This window comes from Bacillus sp. RC252 (genome assembly GCF_044909215.1).
GTDB classification, from domain to species: Bacteria; Bacillota; Bacilli; order Bacillales; family Bacillaceae_G; genus Bacillus_A; species Bacillus_A mycoides.
In genome coordinates this window covers 19,809-36,696 of record NZ_JBIYDV010000004.1, presented here as the reverse complement: position 1 = coordinate 36,696, position 16,888 = coordinate 19,809, and the positions used below count along the sequence as shown (strand labels likewise).

Sequence of the window (16,888 nt, the reverse complement as noted above, 5' to 3'; positions counted from 1 at the left end):
AGTATTGTTTATTGCAAGGTACTGAATTATATTTATTCCCTAAATTTAGAAAACACAAATATAAAAGCCCGAATAAGACCTTTTGTAACTGACCATTATCCGGGCTATCATTCAACTCGAATTACAATAATACAAGATTTCATTCAATCTTTCTCCTCTATGAACCCACTTCCATTTGTGACCCTAATAAATTTCGAAATACACCTTTTCTCTCTTTAGCCAATTGATTAAATTCACCTTTTTGAACAATCTCACCTTTTCCTAAAACAATAACTTGATCTGCATTGCGGATCGTAGATAACCGATGCGCAATAACAACAATAGTCATCGTTCCTTTCAACCTTTCTATTGCTGATTGAATTTTTACTTCATTTTCAGTATCTAATGCACTCGTAGCTTCATCTAATACTAAAATGGATGGTTGTCTTAAAATAGCTCGAGCTAGTACAAGTCGTTGACGTTCACCACCTGAAAGTCTCACTCCACGATCTCCAATGAGAGTATCAAGCCCTTTTGGAAGCATTCGTACAAATTCAGCTGCCGCCGCAAAATCTAATGCAGTCCAAATTTGTTCTTCACTCGCATTCGGCTCAATCATCAATAAATTTTCTCTTATGCTTGCATTAAATAAAAAAGGATCTTGTGGCACATAACTAATAGCCCGTCTCAATGACAATAAATTTTCACTTGTAAGAGGAGTTCCATCTATTAATACTTGACCTTTCTCTGGCTGAATCAATCCCATTAAAACATCGATTAATGTGCTCTTCCCAGCTCCCGAATGTCCCACAATAGCCGTCATACTATTGATTGGTATTTTCACATTAATATTTTGAAGTGCATACAAATGCTCCTTCTTATTATATCGAAAATAAATACCCTTACATTCAATACCCTGCTCTATACAAATCGGCTTTATATGTTTTTGCTGATGTATATCCTGCATTTCAATTGCTTCATTACATTCCCCTTGTAAGTCCCATAATGACTTAAAAGCAGGAATGCTTGCAGCAAGCTGTTCTAAATTTGACTGAATTGTCATAAATCGTGGCCATAGTCTCGAAAAGATGAGTATGATTAATAGTAATTGGGTGGGTTGAGCTTTAAATATACTTACTGATAATAATATAAAAAATGCAATTAAAATAGCCATTGAAACTTTATAAAACAATTGAGAGTTCGACCTTATTCTCATATACTCCATTTGTTCATTACTCATCTTTTCTGTTATAGATTGTAACCAATCTAAACGTGATGCTTCCAAAGTATTACTCTTTATATCTTTAATTCCATTAAAATGATCTGTTATACCAGAAAGATAGTCTTGTGCTAATTTCGAGGTCTTACCGCCTAGTATTCGTGCTTTTTTTATAAAAGCACGAGAAGCTACTAAGAATAATAAGCCAAAGACCAAAACAAATATAGTTATTTGGGGAGATAATAAAAACGCAAGCCCCACCTGTATGAATGTAAACAGAATAACAGCTAACAATTGTAAAATTAAATTAACCCCATAACTTACGCGAGCTAATTCTGTAGTTAATATATTTATTAGATTTGTTTTCCTTTTCTCTAAAAAAAAACTCCACTTCGCTTTTAGAATCATACTATATGTTTCTATTCTTAATTCTCGTACAAAAGCTTGTTGCGTTCTCGCATCCCTTAGCGTTATGTTTCGTTGTAATAGATTTTGCCCTAACACTATTAGTATATATATACCTAAAATAGAAATTAGGCTTGTTGTTTTAGGGAAATCCTGCAAAAATCTATAAACAGGTGCAATAAAAGCAGTCTCCTCACCTATATTAATTATTCCAGCCATACTTATCATAGGAATTAATAAAATAATACCTATCCCTTCAAGTAAACTTATTAAAACCATACCAAACAAATTCACATACAGAATTTTCCCTGCAGAAGAATATAATTTCTTCATAAAATATATAATATGATTCATCGATGTTCCCCCTATGACAAAGCAAGCTTCTTTGTTTTCCTCCAAAGACATAGAAACGGACGTAAAGGAAAATATAAAAAATGAAGGAATTTAGGTAACGGCAATGTTTTTGCATCAATCGGATAAGGATAGAGTTGGCTCATAATAAATAAAATTTTTTGCTGATTAGACATCAGTGAAAATAAATGCCTACTATGATAAGCAAGTACTTCTTCAGGAACAGGATCGGTATGCAAGTTTATCATTTGCTTGAAATAAAACAACGCTTCTTGCGCTAACTGCTTTGAATGTTTTTTAGTTACTAATTCCATCATTCTTTCATCTAGTCGTACACCTAGCAATTGAGATGCCAAAATTAACGCTTGTCCTCCTAAATGAAGCATTTGATATTTTCTCATTAATTTATGAATCTCACTCCAATTAAGATCTTGATCGACAATTTTTTTTATGTCTACTAACCAACGTAGCCTGGACCAACCATGTCTGGCACCATGAGATACAAGAAATAAAAATAAGTCTTCCTTCCCTAACATATATACCGAATTACTCGTAAGTGTACTTTTTCTCTTTCGCTTCCAAAGCTCTTCAAACCCAGGTTCCTTACCCGGTCCGGGATTTAATCTCCAATGAATTTCAAGTTTGATCCGCCTTGTTGGGTGGAAAAATGTTATATGGTGATGCCTCCATTTCCAATCACTTAATATCGTTTGAATATAATCATCTTTCACATACCCTTGCTCTAAAAGTAGTTTTTCTGCTTTTTCTAAATTTTGAATAGGGATGAGAACGTCCAAATCACAGGATGTTCGTAAAGAAAGATCTCCATATAAGTCCTGAGATAGTACAGGCCCTTTTAGAAAAATCGTACGAATCTCATTTTCATTACATAATTTATTTATTCGTTCCATTTCAGCACTTAAATAAAGCATTTGAAATGTATTTCTTTTATATTTTCTAGTCAAGGTTTGTACAATATGTGAAGGAATCAGCTCCTTGTCCACCTGTTTAAGTTTTTGATATATCACCGGATAAACGCGATGATGCACGGCTTGCTCAAGAAATACTTCCCAATCAATATCCGAAAACCATTCATTACTGTAAGTTTGCATTGTTTCGTCATCTTGTAACTTCAAAATTGCAAAAAGAAGTTTCAATTCCTTAGACATGAACTCTACATTAAGACCAAAATCTTTCTCCATTTTACTCTCCTTTAATAGTGTTCTCACTTAGCCTCTTTGCAAATGATCCAACGACAGTGAATTTCTCCATTCCTTCCGATCCAGTAACATAAAAAGAACCGCTACGTAACCATGCATGTGCAATTAGTTCCCCACTATTATCCTTAGCCATTCCTAAATAAAGAGTACTCTCAATGTGACGTTTTTCAAGCATTTTCATCCCAGCTATAGCTTTAACGAGACATTGACTTTCCCAAAAAGTATAACGACTCATAATAGAAATTGCTTCGGACACCTTTTTTAGCGTATCTCCGTGCGGTTGAATATGAGTACTTGAGGTTTCACTCATGTAATTCCCTAAAGAAGGTGCAACTTTGGAAAATGTAATATTTTTTAGTACACGTGCCCATCCTAAAAAAATAAAAGCCTCTAAAAATAAGAGCTTTGTTTTCATGTTTAGTGATAAAAACATCCTTAACCTTTTCACAATATTTATTAATCCCTTCCTAACAGTTCTTTTGAAATTACGAATCTATCTATTAGGCTGATCTTTTATTTGAATTAACCCTTCTTGAAACAAACACTCTAAAAAGGAAAGAACTTGCTCTTCACAATCTTTTCGTTCAATATCATAGTTAGATACTAGCATAGTAACAAGCTGATTAATTATTACTGGATTTTCAATAAGCTCCCATATTTCTCCGCCTATTTCACCCAAGTTATAGTAATTTCCTTTTTGGACATTTAACATAACTTTTTCTCCATCCATATCGCTTACTATATTACCTTTACTTTGGACAACGTTATGTTCTAATGATATTTTTCTCGAATGAACAACCATCAACCATACTCCCTTTCTGTATAGTATTTAAAATAATTTGCACAAGCTCATGAGCTGTAAATCTTGAAGTCGGGCGACTTAATTGAAACATTTCCATTCCGCTTGCAATATCAGATGACGTTTCAAAATGCCATTCCATCAATCCTAATTTAGAAATCAAAGAACTCCTAAAAGTATGGCGGTATAATTTATACAAGCGTGCAAGCCCTTCTATACGGGTCATCTCGATATCTTCTCCCTGTGCTTTTACTAATTCAATAACACCAGCAAGAGGTAATGGATCAGGAAAGAATTGAGAATTCACAGGAACAGCATACTTCGTTTCCCTTTCAAACAAAGGGCTATATTGCGTTATTTCCATTCCAAACTCATCTAAACTCTCTTGCCATAATTTTTGTTGTGGATAAGACGGATGAACTATTGGGGTATTCTTACATAAAAGAGTCACAGCAACTATATCATCACTTAAAAACTGATATCCTTTACTCAAAAAAGCCGAGGCTAAAGTTGATTTTCCAGCCCCTGAATCACCAATTAAAGCATATGCTTTCCCATCTATAGCAATCACACTTCCGTGCAATGGAAGTACTTTGCGTTGCATTAATAGTGCTCCCATGCAAGTTCCAAGGATATATAGTCGTATTTTATTTTCTTCAGCCTCTGGCATAGGTGAAAAAATGATTTTCTCACCCGCTTGGACAGAAAATATTGCAGTTTGAGGAACATGAAACATAACTACATCATCTTCCACTACAATTGTTCTTTGCTGCTCTTCGTTATATCCACTCCATCGTTCAGATAGATCAGTCATTTCTATTTGAATATCTGCCATCTCTTTCTTTTCATTCAGCTGAGACAATTCAGGTAATGGAATTTCACTTACTATCTTTAACCCGAAGGCTTTGTATAACACATTTCCCATCGAATCAATCATCCTATTCACCCCACATTGTCAATTTTTTGAAAGCTCTTATATATAAGATAAACTATATAAGAGCTTTATTTTTCTAATGATTTAACTATACTTCACCGCATCATCTGGATCAGGTTGAACAGCATCAGGAAGTTTATGCCCAGGTCCCGCCATAGTCATATTAATATTAAGTACTTCCAATACAGGTTGTTTCCATTCCTTTTTCATACGTATCACCTCCTTTCATATTAATTTTTTTATAAATCGATAGAATATTAAGCTGCGCATTAAAACTCTAAAATCTAAATCAAATGCATATTCTGGTCGAGGTTCTTTACAAATTTTTGAGATAGCTTTCTTAATTACCTCTACATTTAGAAATTCAGAAATTACTGGATCTACACTAAGTTCTTCAACTTCTTCAATGAATTCATTCCAAAAAGGAGCCATACGGTAAACACCATCTGCACCTTGAACACCTCGAATACACTGATTTAATCGTACTTTATCAGGGAGTAATTTTTTTGTTGCTCTCCGGATAAGGGATCGATCTAAACCATTTTGAACATACTGTTCTTCCGGGACTGACGAACAAAATTGAATAATCCGTAAGTCATTTGTAGGATCACGATCCCATAAAGCATAGCGTAACGACAATTTCGTTTCATACGTTCCATTTATGCTCCAATAATAGGGTTTTTCAAACTGTTCTCTTTTCATGTCATATGCATTTGCGATAGAAGTACCTGTTATATCAACGCCCTGTTCTTTGAGTCTATCAAAAACATTCATTTTTTTAGCAAATTCCGGATTGATTATTGTGGGGAAAACATCTTGTTCCTCTGAAGAAAGTAACTGATACAAAAACGGAAAAGCCTTTCTTCTTACCACTTCAAAAACACGTGATTTTTTCACTCCTATATTTTTACTATACAAATATAGTTCACGATAAAAACGAATCCAATGTAGCTTTTTCAACAACATTGCCTGGTAATCAAAAATAGGCCCCCATGATACTGTCCAATTACCCCTTTGACCACTAAGGAGTACTCCTATTCCATGCTGAGATGCTTTTTCATAAACTCCACTCAACCAAAAAGTATTCTCAAAAAATTTATATGGCATCTCCATCGTTTCCAACCAATCATCAATTTCCGATAGTGGGCTTCTCTCTGGCAATTCTAAATAATAATCCTGTATATTCCCTACATGCTCTACAGTTGATTGAATAAATGGCCTTTCATCAGCAATTCTACCTTTGTGTGTCCAATCTTCAAATCCTGTTACAGGGACATAACTAAACGTATGTAACTTTTTATTTTCAGCACGTAAATCCTTTGCAGCGAAGCTAACGACAGACCCTGAGTCTAGCCCTCCGCTCAAATGAGCTCCTACTTGGTGATGTGTTCGTAAACGTGCCTTCACTGCACTTTGATACACCTCTCGAAACGCCTCTTCATACTCTTCATTTGATTTTAAATTAAGCATTTTCCCAGCAGTTGGTGTATAGTATCGCGAAAACTTTACTTTGCCTTCCTTTACCAAAATAGTGTGGGATGGAGGCACCTGTTCTATATATTTATAAACTGTTAACTGTGGATCTACTGATTCGAAATTTACAGGTATAGCTAAAAATTCAGCAATCCACTGCTTATTTAATTTCTTCTCAACATATGGTAGAGAAAATAACGGATTTATAATAGTACAAAAAGCAAACTTTTTCTCACCACGATAAAAATAAAGTGTCCGGCTTCCCGAAAAATCTCTAGCTCCAAAAAGAATTTGTTTTTTCTCATCCCAAATCATAAAGGCAAAATCGCCTACCAAATATTTTGGAGCCGCTTCCCCCCATTTTTGATAAGAAAGTAAAATTAATTCACTATCTGTCATATTCTTTCTATCCGCATAATCTACTTGTAATTTTTTAAATAACTCATGACGATTATCAATAATAGCATCTGCTGTAATTGCCAGTTGCTTTTCATAATTATAGAAGGGTAATTGTTCACCAACTGACTCTGGCGTAATCCATTGTGCGTGACATCCTAGGAAAGCATTTTCTTTGTGCCATATTTGAATATCATCAGCAGGGTACTTTTGTAAATCACTCATTAATCGTGTGCCATGTTCAATTGATACAGGTTCATTAGTAAAGTGAATAATACCAGTTATAGCGCTCATTTCTTCCTCCTAATATATGGAAAGTCACTACAAATACTATTTATATATTAAATTCGTTAAACATACCCCTTTATCATTCTTTTTAACGAACAAAGTTATTTGTTTTATTACTTTCTCAATTACATGCTTTAATTTACTTACAGACCAAGATATAAATATTTAAAACCTATAATCATCTCTTTTTTATATCAATTGAAACTGAATGTTCCCAAACAATCCCCTTTAGAATTCACTATAAAGAACAGATAGTGGTACATATACAAATCTAATTCCAATTTTACTTACTTTTCTTTTAATTCTTCCATTCTACTGCTTTTAAAATGCTTTGAATTACCCTTTGTTGATCTTCAGCTAACATATTAGATCCTGAAGGCAAACAAATTCCACTTTGAAATAAGGAATGCGACACATCTTCATTTTTACTATGCGGATAATACTTCTTCTCTTTAAAGAGCGACTGCATATGAAGTGGCTTCCACATAGGACGCGCTTCAATATTCTCTTCTGCTAAAGTTCTCAACAATTTCCCAATAGAGATCCCGGATTCCTTTTCATCAATTGTCAATGTAGTAAGCCAACGATTAGAGCGAGTATTTTCTAATTCAGGCATAAAATAAAATCCTGGCATGTGAGATAGCGCTTCATAATACCGTTTATATATAAATCTTCTAGCTCTCACCCTATCTTCTAACACTTCTAATTGTCCTCTACCAATACCAGCTAAAATATTACTCATTCGATAATTATATCCTATCTCACTATGCTCATAATGTGGAGCTGGATCCTTTGCTTGTGTCGCTAAAAACCTCGCTCTTTCTAATGCTTCTACATCATTAGAAACTAGCATTCCACCACCTGAAGTTGTAATGATTTTATTTCCGTTAAATGAATAAACCCCAAACCTCCCAAATGTACCGCTTGCTTTTCTTTTATATGTAGATCCAAGAGATTCTGCTGCATCCTCAACTATAGGAACATTATATTGATTACAAAGTGAAAGAATTTCATCTAGTTTAGCACTCTGACCATATAAATGAACAAGAATGATAGCCTTTGGTAATTTCCCCACTTTATTAGCTTCATACAATGCATGTGCCAATGCATTCGGTGACATATTCCATGTTTCCGGTTCTGAGTCAATAAATACTGGTTCAGCTCCCAAATAAACAATCGGATTCGCACTCGCTACAAAAGTAAAACTTGAACAAAACACTGTATCTCCCTTTTGGACATCTAATAATCGCAAAGCTAAATGAATAGCAGCCGTACCTGAACTAACTGCAGCCCCACCTTTCACTCCTACAAAAGATGCAAGTTCTCTTTCAAATCCATCAACATTTGGGCCAAGAGGGGCAATCCAGTTTGTATCAAATGCATTTTGAATATATTTTTGTTCATTCCTACTCATGTGCGGAGAGGAAAGGTAAATTCGCTTTTTATGCTGAACTGTGTGCATGTAAACACATCCTTTATACATATTTAAATACTATGTATCTAAAAACATATGCTTTAATACAGATATATCAGATAATCTCCTTAAATTATCAATTGTATAATGTGCTTTATAAGCTTGCTCAACTATAAGATTATGGTGAATTCCACCTTCTCTATTAATATGGATCGTTAACCATTTCAATTTCTTGGCTGTTATAAAATCCTTACTTAAATTATCTCCTATATAGACACATTGCTGATGAGGCACCTGTAGTTCCTTACTTATCTTTTCATAAGGAATTTGGCTCGGCTTCCAATATTCTTTTCCCAGCTCATCAGTGAGAATTATCGAATGAAATCTCTCTTTTAACTTTAATGCATTAATTTTCTTTTCTTGGGCAACTAAATATCCGTCTGAAATAAGTCCTATTTTAACGGTATTAACTAAATTATTTAGTACCCAATCCGCTTCATCCAACAATTGAATATCTGGTTTATGAAACCTATACTGTTCTATCAAATTACTAATCAATTTTTCATCGTAAGGAATGTTTAACTTTTCTAGTGTTTCATTAAACACGAACCTTCTTTCCCCCGAATCGAATAATTGAATTGCAATATTATAAAATCCGGTTTTCTTATACTTCTCTTTAATCCAATCATCCACTGCTTTCAAACCACTTACAACATAATCTTTCTCTTTATATAAAGTATCATCCATATCAAAAACAATTGCTTTAATCATCATCTTAAATACTCTCCATAAAAACCGCTTCATCATATCTAAGCATTGTTAAATTTTCTCTCCAATTAAAGTCCTTATCTATAAAGACTTCCCCCTGACACATTTTAATTGTCCAAAGTGGAAAATTCGCTCCTGCTTCTATTGATAGTGGTATTCCTCCTCCAAAACGAGGGTTTATTTCAATAAACGTAATTTGTCCATCCTCCTTTTTAAAACATTGTAAAGTAATACACCCAATAGGATTAGGAAGAGCTTTTATTACAGTTTCTGCTGCTTGGATGATATCAAAATCCTTCTTGGTCATACCTTTACTTACCTCACCTGCTCGTGTCTCTATACGCAATCTAGGAACGATTGTTTTTATATTCCCACAGAAATCTACCATGACATCTATAGTGTATTCTTCTCCTGAAACATACTCTTGTATCATAGCGTTAGGTATATAATCCTTAAAAAATTCCAATTCCTTTTCATTCATTATTTTTGTTACACCTTTACTAGAACTGCCATCATAAGGTTTAATTAATAGTGGAAATTGATATTCTTTTCTTCCAATCTCTTCATCACTATATACTCTAGGTGTTGGTATATTATTAGATGCAAAAAAGTTATATGTGTATTTTTTGTTATTAGCAATCTTATTTAATTCCATACTAGAAACTAATACTTTTACACCAATACCCTCGAAAACCTTCGAATTATTAGCCATAAGGGTTAATTCCGTATCAATTAACGGAATTATTAGATTTATCATTTCAGATTTACATATTTTTAATAATTCATTTATATATCCCTCTTCATTTACACGCGGAACAATAAAATGCTTATCGCTAAAGTAAATGGTAGGAGCAGTTTCTTTTAAGTCTGCAGTAAAGATTTTTCCTTTGATTCCTTCTTGTTTAAGTACTTCCTTAAATTTTTTAATTAAGGTGACCCTCCTACCAGAACTAGTAAACAAAATATTCATTTTATTCCCCCCCATGCTCGATTCCCCCCTTAAAAACTGGCATAGTCACATGCTTATTATTTGTTATCCCTTCCGACTTTAAAACCTTACTAAAAGTTAGATATAAAATTTTCAAATCTAAAAGAAAACTTTGATTCTCAACATACCATACATCTAATTTAAATTTCTCATCCCATGAGATACTATTTCTTCCATTAACTTGAGCCCATCCAGTGATTCCGGGTCTTACATTATGCCTTTTAGCTTGCTCTTTCGAATATAAAGGCATATATTCTATTAATAATGGGCGGGGGCCCACCAAACTTAATTGACCTTTTAGCACATTTATTAATTGTGGTAATTCGTCTAAACTATATTTTCTAAGAAATTTTCCAACTTTAGTTAATCTAGCGTGATCTTGTAACAGCTCCCCATTACGATTTCGCTCATTGGTCATCGTACGAAATTTATAAAGATAAAAAGATTTTCCATGTAACCCTGGACGTTGTTGTCTAAATAAAATGGGTGATCCTATCTGAGTTTTAACTATAATTGCTACTAAAAGAATAACGAAAAAAAAGCAAATTAATAATAATAAAGAAATAAAGATATCAAACATTCTCTTCATTACCAATCATTCCCCCATCTTAAATTATTACAAATGCTTTTCCAAAGTTAAATAATCTACAAAGTATTCATTACGGATTGAAATCAAGTATTCTTAAGTTGTAATTAAAGAATTGTATTCAATTTCTCTTTACTTATCACCTGCAAACATTTTCTATAGTACACAGCTTTAAAACTTAATAAGTAGAAGAAAGCAATACACATAGGTGCAAAATATATTTTTCCAAATGCTTATCCAAGAGACTATTACACACTGTAAAAATCTCAAAAAATATATTCACAAACACAGTTTTATAAACAACGCTTAGTAGTATATTAAAAAATCCATTTATTATTTAAAAATTCTCCTACACACTATTTTTTAGTATGCAGTTAACGTAATAATAAAAAGCTATTATGTTTATAAAAAACATAATAGCTTTTCTCTATTCTATAGTAGTAACTAAAAGTCAATAAACCTATTATCTATTAGGAATTAGACTATTTCGAATAATTACATTGGACAAAATCCTTCCATGTACCATTATATAATACTTTATGGACATATTTATTAAGAGCCACTCTACTTCATTTCTCATAATTTTTTGAAACTATTCAAATTTAATTATCACCATGCATTAATTTGGATCTATTACACCATTAACTATATTCCCTTGCAGAAATTCCCTCCCTGTAATTGTAATTTTCGCATTATTCAACACGTTGTTTTGAATTACTACTAGGGGTGTAATACTCGTTGTTCTATTATCTATCCCAACTTGCATCAAATTTGTGGAATTTATAATATTATTTTGAATTATCACTTGCTTACCAGTAAACGCTGCATCCAAAACAATAATAGCTCTCTGAAGAGTATCATTTGTAATTTTTATAGTATTTCCCCCTAACACTATTTCATCAGATACATTTTGAATATTCAAGACCGTACCATTTGGTTTTTCTATATGACAATCCATCATCTTGAATGCTTTGAGGTTATTCACTGTAAATAACGTGTTATTTCTATCTATACTAAAGAACTTGCAATCTTTTAATTCTAAAGTGCTTCCTGTACTTGTTATCCCCAAAAAGGTGACGTCCTTAAAAAAGCAATTTGTATATGTCCCTGCAACTAAGGTTGGGTTTTTAACATTATTAAATATAATATTTTCAAATATCCATCCTGATTTAACTGTTCCTACTGGTACATAATTTAAATACAAAACGTCTTGTCCTTCAAATATACAATTTGAGATAGTTTGCGGCTCATTTTTCATCTCTAATGTCCACTGATACAATGATGACAAGGAATTTAGTTTATCTGCATCGTTTATAAAGCGACAGGAATCAACTTTAACCGCATATGGAAAGGGGGTATCAATAATCATTTTACTATTAGAAAAATGATTATCTAATATATTAATAGGTCGATTTACATATACACCTTGAACATTTACTTGCGCTCCGTATACATAATTATTGGAAAAAATAACATTTCCTAACAAAGAGACCTTGGTTAATCGGATATTATTCCCTGTTACGATTACCCTATCTGCACCACCATTAATAGATAGCCCAACATAAGCATTTGAAATGGTATTCATAATAGAATTATTCGATATATAGATAAATTTCCCATTTACAACAATAATATTATAATTTTTATTATCATGAAAATTATTTCTTTCAATGTATATATATTGATTTAAATCATATCCATCTTCAATATCTAGTCCACTTTGTGGATTGGTACCTGCGATGTGATGAATATCATTATCTCGAATATATACATTCTTTGCCCCACATACACTAATCCCTTGTCTACGGCAATCATGTAAATTACATTTTTCTATATAAGTATATTGTGAAAAAGAAGGCACCCGAACATTTATTAAACAATTTGCAGGAGCAGGAACATTCCCTTGATGCAAAACAATTTTAGCATAACTTGCTCCATTAGGGACTTCTACTTCATCAAAGAATTGTACATTGGTTTTTGAAGATAAAAATATATTATTTGAAGTGTAAAAAATGACATCATAATAATCGCATTTTATTTCAGAACCCAATGCTCCAAATCCATTTCCATATAATCCAAAGTAACCATACTTTACAATAGCCACTTGGGTCATATCAATTTGCAAATTGGAACGTATCTTTGTTGTACTACTTACTAATGAACCATCTGTTGTATTAATTGCTCCCTGTTCAAATGAACTTGCTAATGCTGTAGGAAAAGGTGAAATCTGCCCAAAAGTACTGTTCAGTGTAATGGCATCTCCTGTACAATCTAAAATATCTAGATTATCTAAAGATACAAACCGTGTATTGTTCCCCCCATCAGCAGGTGGAGTAAAACTCCCCAATTCAATGCCGTACCCTGCCTCATGTGTTCCCCCACTAGAATAATCATGTGTATATCTATCTCCTTGGATAATACCATTTGTTATCCTAGAATATACTTGATTTCTACGAAAACTTATAATTGCATATCCAGTCAAATTATTTGTTTCCATTTTTAATGTTGAACCGTTTAGATTCAAAGTTAAATGACTTGGTGGTTCGATGGGTGTTTGTTTATCAATCAAATATATTCCTCTAGGTAACACAACTTCCGTATAACCTTGTTGAGCCGCCCAAACTAAAGCATTATTAATACCTTTGGAAGTATTGATAGCATCAGTCCCATCATTCTTAACATCCCATCTATCTAATTCTAATACATATATACTTGTAGAATTTGTAGCTTCAAATGATTTTGGAATCCATTTTAATTGCGTACTATCATAAGTTAAAATGTCATTATGAAAAGGAGGCTTGGACACCAAATCTAAATCATTCAAATTCCCAAGATTATCCCTTCTTCTCCACATCAATTCACACCTCTTTTTTGCTTTTCTACATCTTATGTTTCATAAGGTAAATTGATTGGATATAAGAGAAGTAACATCACTTTTTATTTTTTTTAGAGATCCATTATTTAGAAAGTCTTTTCACAATTCCTTTCTCCTTCCTAAATAGATCTATTCTTACTAGCTGTTTTTATTTCAATACCCTTTTATTTATACTATTTAAACTTACAATTTTATTAAAAAGACACTATGCTCTTTATACATAACTCCCCTACTATTATTTTCAGAACAACCTAAAATCTCTTCCGTAAATAAAGCATTCTTTACTGTGATATGGAAAAAATAAAATAATAATTTATGGATAATTATCATTCGAAACTTTCCGAGTTAATATTTTCGACTTTATTTTTTTTATTAATATTCGGGTTAAATTAAGGAAATATCTATACTCTTCCGCCTCTTTAAATACCATCCAAAAGATCAAATTCGGAATAATCAGGCACAAAATACTACGTATTACCATGTCCATAAATATATTTATGTGAAAAATATAACCAATAAAATCCGTTGCTATAACAGAAAATAATACAAGCACTACAAACAAAATATATCTAATAAAATATACTTTTACAGATTTTTTAAAAATCATTTTAAATATAATATAAGGATCATACCAAAAGTAAGTACATAATCTACTAATAACAGTCCCTAAAAGCACTCCTGCTATTCCTATTTGTTTCGCGAGAATTATAGAAACTACAATATTTATAATTGCCGCTATGATAGGTCTATACTTCCCTTTTTTAAATAAACCTGTGGTTTCTCTAAAAATTGTAGTTGTATTTTGCATTCCTGAAGTGAAAAAATTAAGTAATATGAAAAATAATACATACTTATTAAACACATATTCCTCACCTAACCAGAGTGTTATAAATGGATTTATCAAATTCCAAAGGCAAACTGTACAAAATCCATATATCCAAAAATTAAAAAAGTTAATTACACGAAAAATAAAATATTTTTTTTCTGCATTTTCTTTCACATTCAAATTTCCAACACTAGCAGTGATAGAATAAAACAAATAGCCTAATAAGGTATTTAATGTATTTAAGATCAACAAATAATTTGAATACACACCAACCCAAATAATTCCAATGAATTTCGATATAATTATATTATCTGTTGCATTAATTACTACACCACTAATTTTATATAGTAACAAGGAATACAAATTCTCAAAAAACTCTCGTCTGTCTGCCTTAGATAATTTCGCATTATTTTTTTCTTTTAAAAATGGATATAATTTATTTGCCTTATTTGCAATATATACATTCTCAATTACTTTCAATGTTAATTGAACTATCAGTACTACAATGTAATCACTAATAATTATTAATAAAACAATTTGTAATGCGTTAGATATAATTATGAACAAAGTGTGTATTTTAGAAATGATATAGTTACTTTGATCAGCAATAATAATAGATTGCTTATATACAAAATAATATGATGACACCGAACTTATTAAAAATAAAAGATAGATAATGTTAATGTCTTTAATCATAGTATCTGCATTCACTAAATAATCAAGAAATGGTAATAGAGATAACCCTAATAATAAGACTACTACTCCTATTAATCTGTATGCTTTTTGATATAAATTCATTAATGCCTGTATTTTATAGATATCCTTCTCAGCTAATGGCCTATATAAACTATAAATTATAGCTGTATCAAAGCCTAAATTAGCTAGGGAAAACATCAATAGTATACTTGTAAAAAGCCCATCCACACCTAAATATTCTATACCGAGTGTATAAATAAAAACAGTTCGAACAACAAATCCCATGCCAATACTAATTATTTGTCCAGACAAACCGAATAAAATATTTTTTAAGGAATTTTGTATTCTCATCGTAATACCTTCTATATTTTAGTTGTTTTGCGTGCCCACTCTACTAAATTTGGCACTAATCTTCCTCTTTAAAATAGGGAAAAACTTTGTTATCCTGTATTTTAATAACGCTTTTCTTCGTTGCGCCTTGAAATCATAATCTAGAAACCAATTTAGTAAATTTTTATCTGTAATACAATCACAATTTTGTTTCATTCGCACTTGGATTAAATTCCAATACATTTCAATGAATGTATTAGTAAAAAACTTCACCTCACTATTTAAAGAAGTTTTAACGTACTGATAAAGATTACTTGGAATATTAAAACCATATTCACGAGGATCTCTCCCTTCAGCAATAATTCCCATAATTGTTCTTAAACATTTTTCACATTTACAACAATTTTCTTCATTTTTAAAACATACCCTGATATTAACAGGTTCTTTACTAGCTGAATAATGGTCCACAACAACTTTAATCTTTTCTTGCCTAGTAAGTTCGTATCCATCATGAAATACTGTTCCAGATGCATATTTTATTTCATTATCCACAGTTGGATCAGATGCACAAGTAACTTGATATAATGGAGAATTAGAGCTTGCAATGTATATACATTTTATCTTAAGTTTAAAAGCTATTGGAATAGCTGCAGATATTATCGCTAGACCATGATGCAATCCATGCCACCATGTATCGTTTAACTTTTCTCTAAAATCATGGTCAATGTTCCCTGCAATTATAAAGGTCCCATAGTTGGATTGTATAAAAATATTTTCTAGTCCATTATCCTTTACAAAATTTATGGCATTTTCTTTATCTGCCTCCCATACTTTACTACCCTCTATTTCATTTTCATGCCATCCATATTCAGTAACTAGCAAGGGGTTTTTATCTTTTATTCTTATAAATGTAGTAAGTGCATCTAATCCCCCACTAAATAAAGATGCCGCTTCAAATTCCGGAATGTAAACATTATCAATAATTTCTCCTACATCCACGGATCCTTTAAATTTCACACCAGGAAACATGTTTTGATATGCATTTTTTATATTATTTAAACAAATATAAAAAGATTTATCTAGTTCATTTATTACTATTGTTGAATTAGTAATCCATACAAGAGGAACTACATTTGCAACAAACGGAATAGCCAAAATACTTAAAGGGATATCAGATACATCATAGTTATATTCAAGAAACATATGATTACTTGTCTTAAAATACTTTTGTAAATCCCCCTTAATACTAAAAGAATAATCAACTCTATTATTTCTTACGACAATTTTATCGAGAATTATACTATTCATTTGAGCCTCCTAATAAATCGCCATTTTTATCAA

The 16,888-nt window shown here is 31.9% G+C and carries 14 protein-coding genes; all 14 read right to left on the bottom strand.

Annotated features, from left to right (window positions below; translation table 11 throughout):
• Nucleotides 1–157: 157 nt before the first annotated feature.
• The 14 genes from ABH960_RS07050 to ABH960_RS06985 all read right to left on the bottom strand — a co-directional run bounded on the left by ABH960_RS07050 (nucleotide 158) and on the right by ABH960_RS06985 (nucleotide 16,855).
• Nucleotides 158–1,957 carry an ABC transporter ATP-binding protein gene (locus ABH960_RS07050; RefSeq protein WP_002128582.1) on the bottom strand — a complete coding sequence of 600 codons (1,800 nt, stop codon included), beginning with the start codon at nucleotides 1,955–1,957 and terminating at the stop codon, nucleotides 158–160.
• 11 nt (nucleotides 1,958–1,968) lie between these two features.
• Nucleotides 1,969–3,156 (bottom strand): nucleotidyltransferase domain-containing protein, encoded by a 1,188-nt coding sequence (locus ABH960_RS07045; protein WP_404443892.1) that lies wholly within the window; start codon nucleotides 3,154–3,156, stop codon nucleotides 1,969–1,971.
• 1 nt (nucleotide 3,157) lies between these two features.
• Nucleotides 3,158–3,631, bottom strand: a complete 474-nt coding sequence (locus ABH960_RS07040) for a lasso peptide biosynthesis B2 protein (RefSeq protein WP_404444318.1) — start codon at nucleotides 3,629–3,631, stop codon at nucleotides 3,158–3,160.
• 36 nt (nucleotides 3,632–3,667) lie between these two features.
• Nucleotides 3,668–3,976: a lasso peptide biosynthesis PqqD family chaperone gene (locus ABH960_RS07035; RefSeq protein WP_404443889.1), complete on the bottom strand. Its 309-nt coding sequence runs from the start codon at nucleotides 3,974–3,976 to the stop codon at nucleotides 3,668–3,670.
• Nucleotides 3,939–4,910: an aldolase gene (locus tag ABH960_RS07030; RefSeq protein ID WP_404443886.1), complete on the bottom strand. Its 972-nt coding sequence runs from the start codon at nucleotides 4,908–4,910 to the stop codon at nucleotides 3,939–3,941. The genes ABH960_RS07035 and ABH960_RS07030 overlap by 38 nt, the downstream gene beginning before the upstream one ends.
• Before the next feature lie 81 nt (nucleotides 4,911–4,991).
• Entirely contained in the window at nucleotides 4,992–5,117 is a 126-nt protein-coding gene (locus tag ABH960_RS07025; RefSeq protein ID WP_000712620.1) for a paeninodin family lasso peptide, read from the bottom strand.
• 15 nt (nucleotides 5,118–5,132) lie between these two features.
• A complete protein-coding gene (locus tag ABH960_RS07020; RefSeq protein WP_404443883.1) occupies nucleotides 5,133–7,070 on the bottom strand; it encodes a lasso peptide isopeptide bond-forming cyclase in 1,938 nt (645 codons plus the stop codon).
• A gap of 292 nt (nucleotides 7,071–7,362) precedes the next feature.
• Nucleotides 7,363–8,526: an aminotransferase class I/II-fold pyridoxal phosphate-dependent enzyme gene (locus ABH960_RS07015; protein WP_404443880.1), complete on the bottom strand. Its 1,164-nt coding sequence runs from the start codon at nucleotides 8,524–8,526 to the stop codon at nucleotides 7,363–7,365.
• Nucleotides 8,527–8,556: 30 nt separating this feature from the next.
• Nucleotides 8,557–9,252 carry an HAD family hydrolase gene (locus tag ABH960_RS07010; protein ID WP_016120646.1) on the bottom strand — a complete coding sequence of 232 codons (696 nt, stop codon included), beginning with the start codon at nucleotides 9,250–9,252 and terminating at the stop codon, nucleotides 8,557–8,559.
• Between the two features lies 1 nt (nucleotide 9,253).
• Nucleotides 9,254–10,231, bottom strand: a complete 978-nt coding sequence (locus ABH960_RS07005) for an ATP-grasp domain-containing protein (RefSeq protein ID WP_002165241.1) — start codon at nucleotides 10,229–10,231, stop codon at nucleotides 9,254–9,256.
• Entirely contained in the window at nucleotides 10,218–10,823 is a 606-nt protein-coding gene (locus ABH960_RS07000) for a sugar transferase (RefSeq protein WP_404443876.1), read from the bottom strand. Before ABH960_RS07000 ends, ABH960_RS07005 begins: the two co-directional genes overlap by 14 nt.
• Before the next feature lie 616 nt (nucleotides 10,824–11,439).
• Nucleotides 11,440–13,674 carry a right-handed parallel beta-helix repeat-containing protein gene (locus tag ABH960_RS06995; protein ID WP_404444315.1) on the bottom strand — a complete coding sequence of 745 codons (2,235 nt, stop codon included), beginning with the start codon at nucleotides 13,672–13,674 and terminating at the stop codon, nucleotides 11,440–11,442.
• Between the two features lie 334 nt (nucleotides 13,675–14,008).
• Nucleotides 14,009–15,568 carry a lipopolysaccharide biosynthesis protein gene (locus tag ABH960_RS06990; RefSeq protein WP_016120648.1) on the bottom strand — a complete coding sequence of 520 codons (1,560 nt, stop codon included), beginning with the start codon at nucleotides 15,566–15,568 and terminating at the stop codon, nucleotides 14,009–14,011.
• 18 nt (nucleotides 15,569–15,586) lie between these two features.
• Entirely contained in the window at nucleotides 15,587–16,855 is a 1,269-nt protein-coding gene (locus ABH960_RS06985) for a hypothetical protein (protein ID WP_002128600.1), read from the bottom strand.
• Between the last annotated feature and the right edge of the window lie 33 nt (nucleotides 16,856–16,888).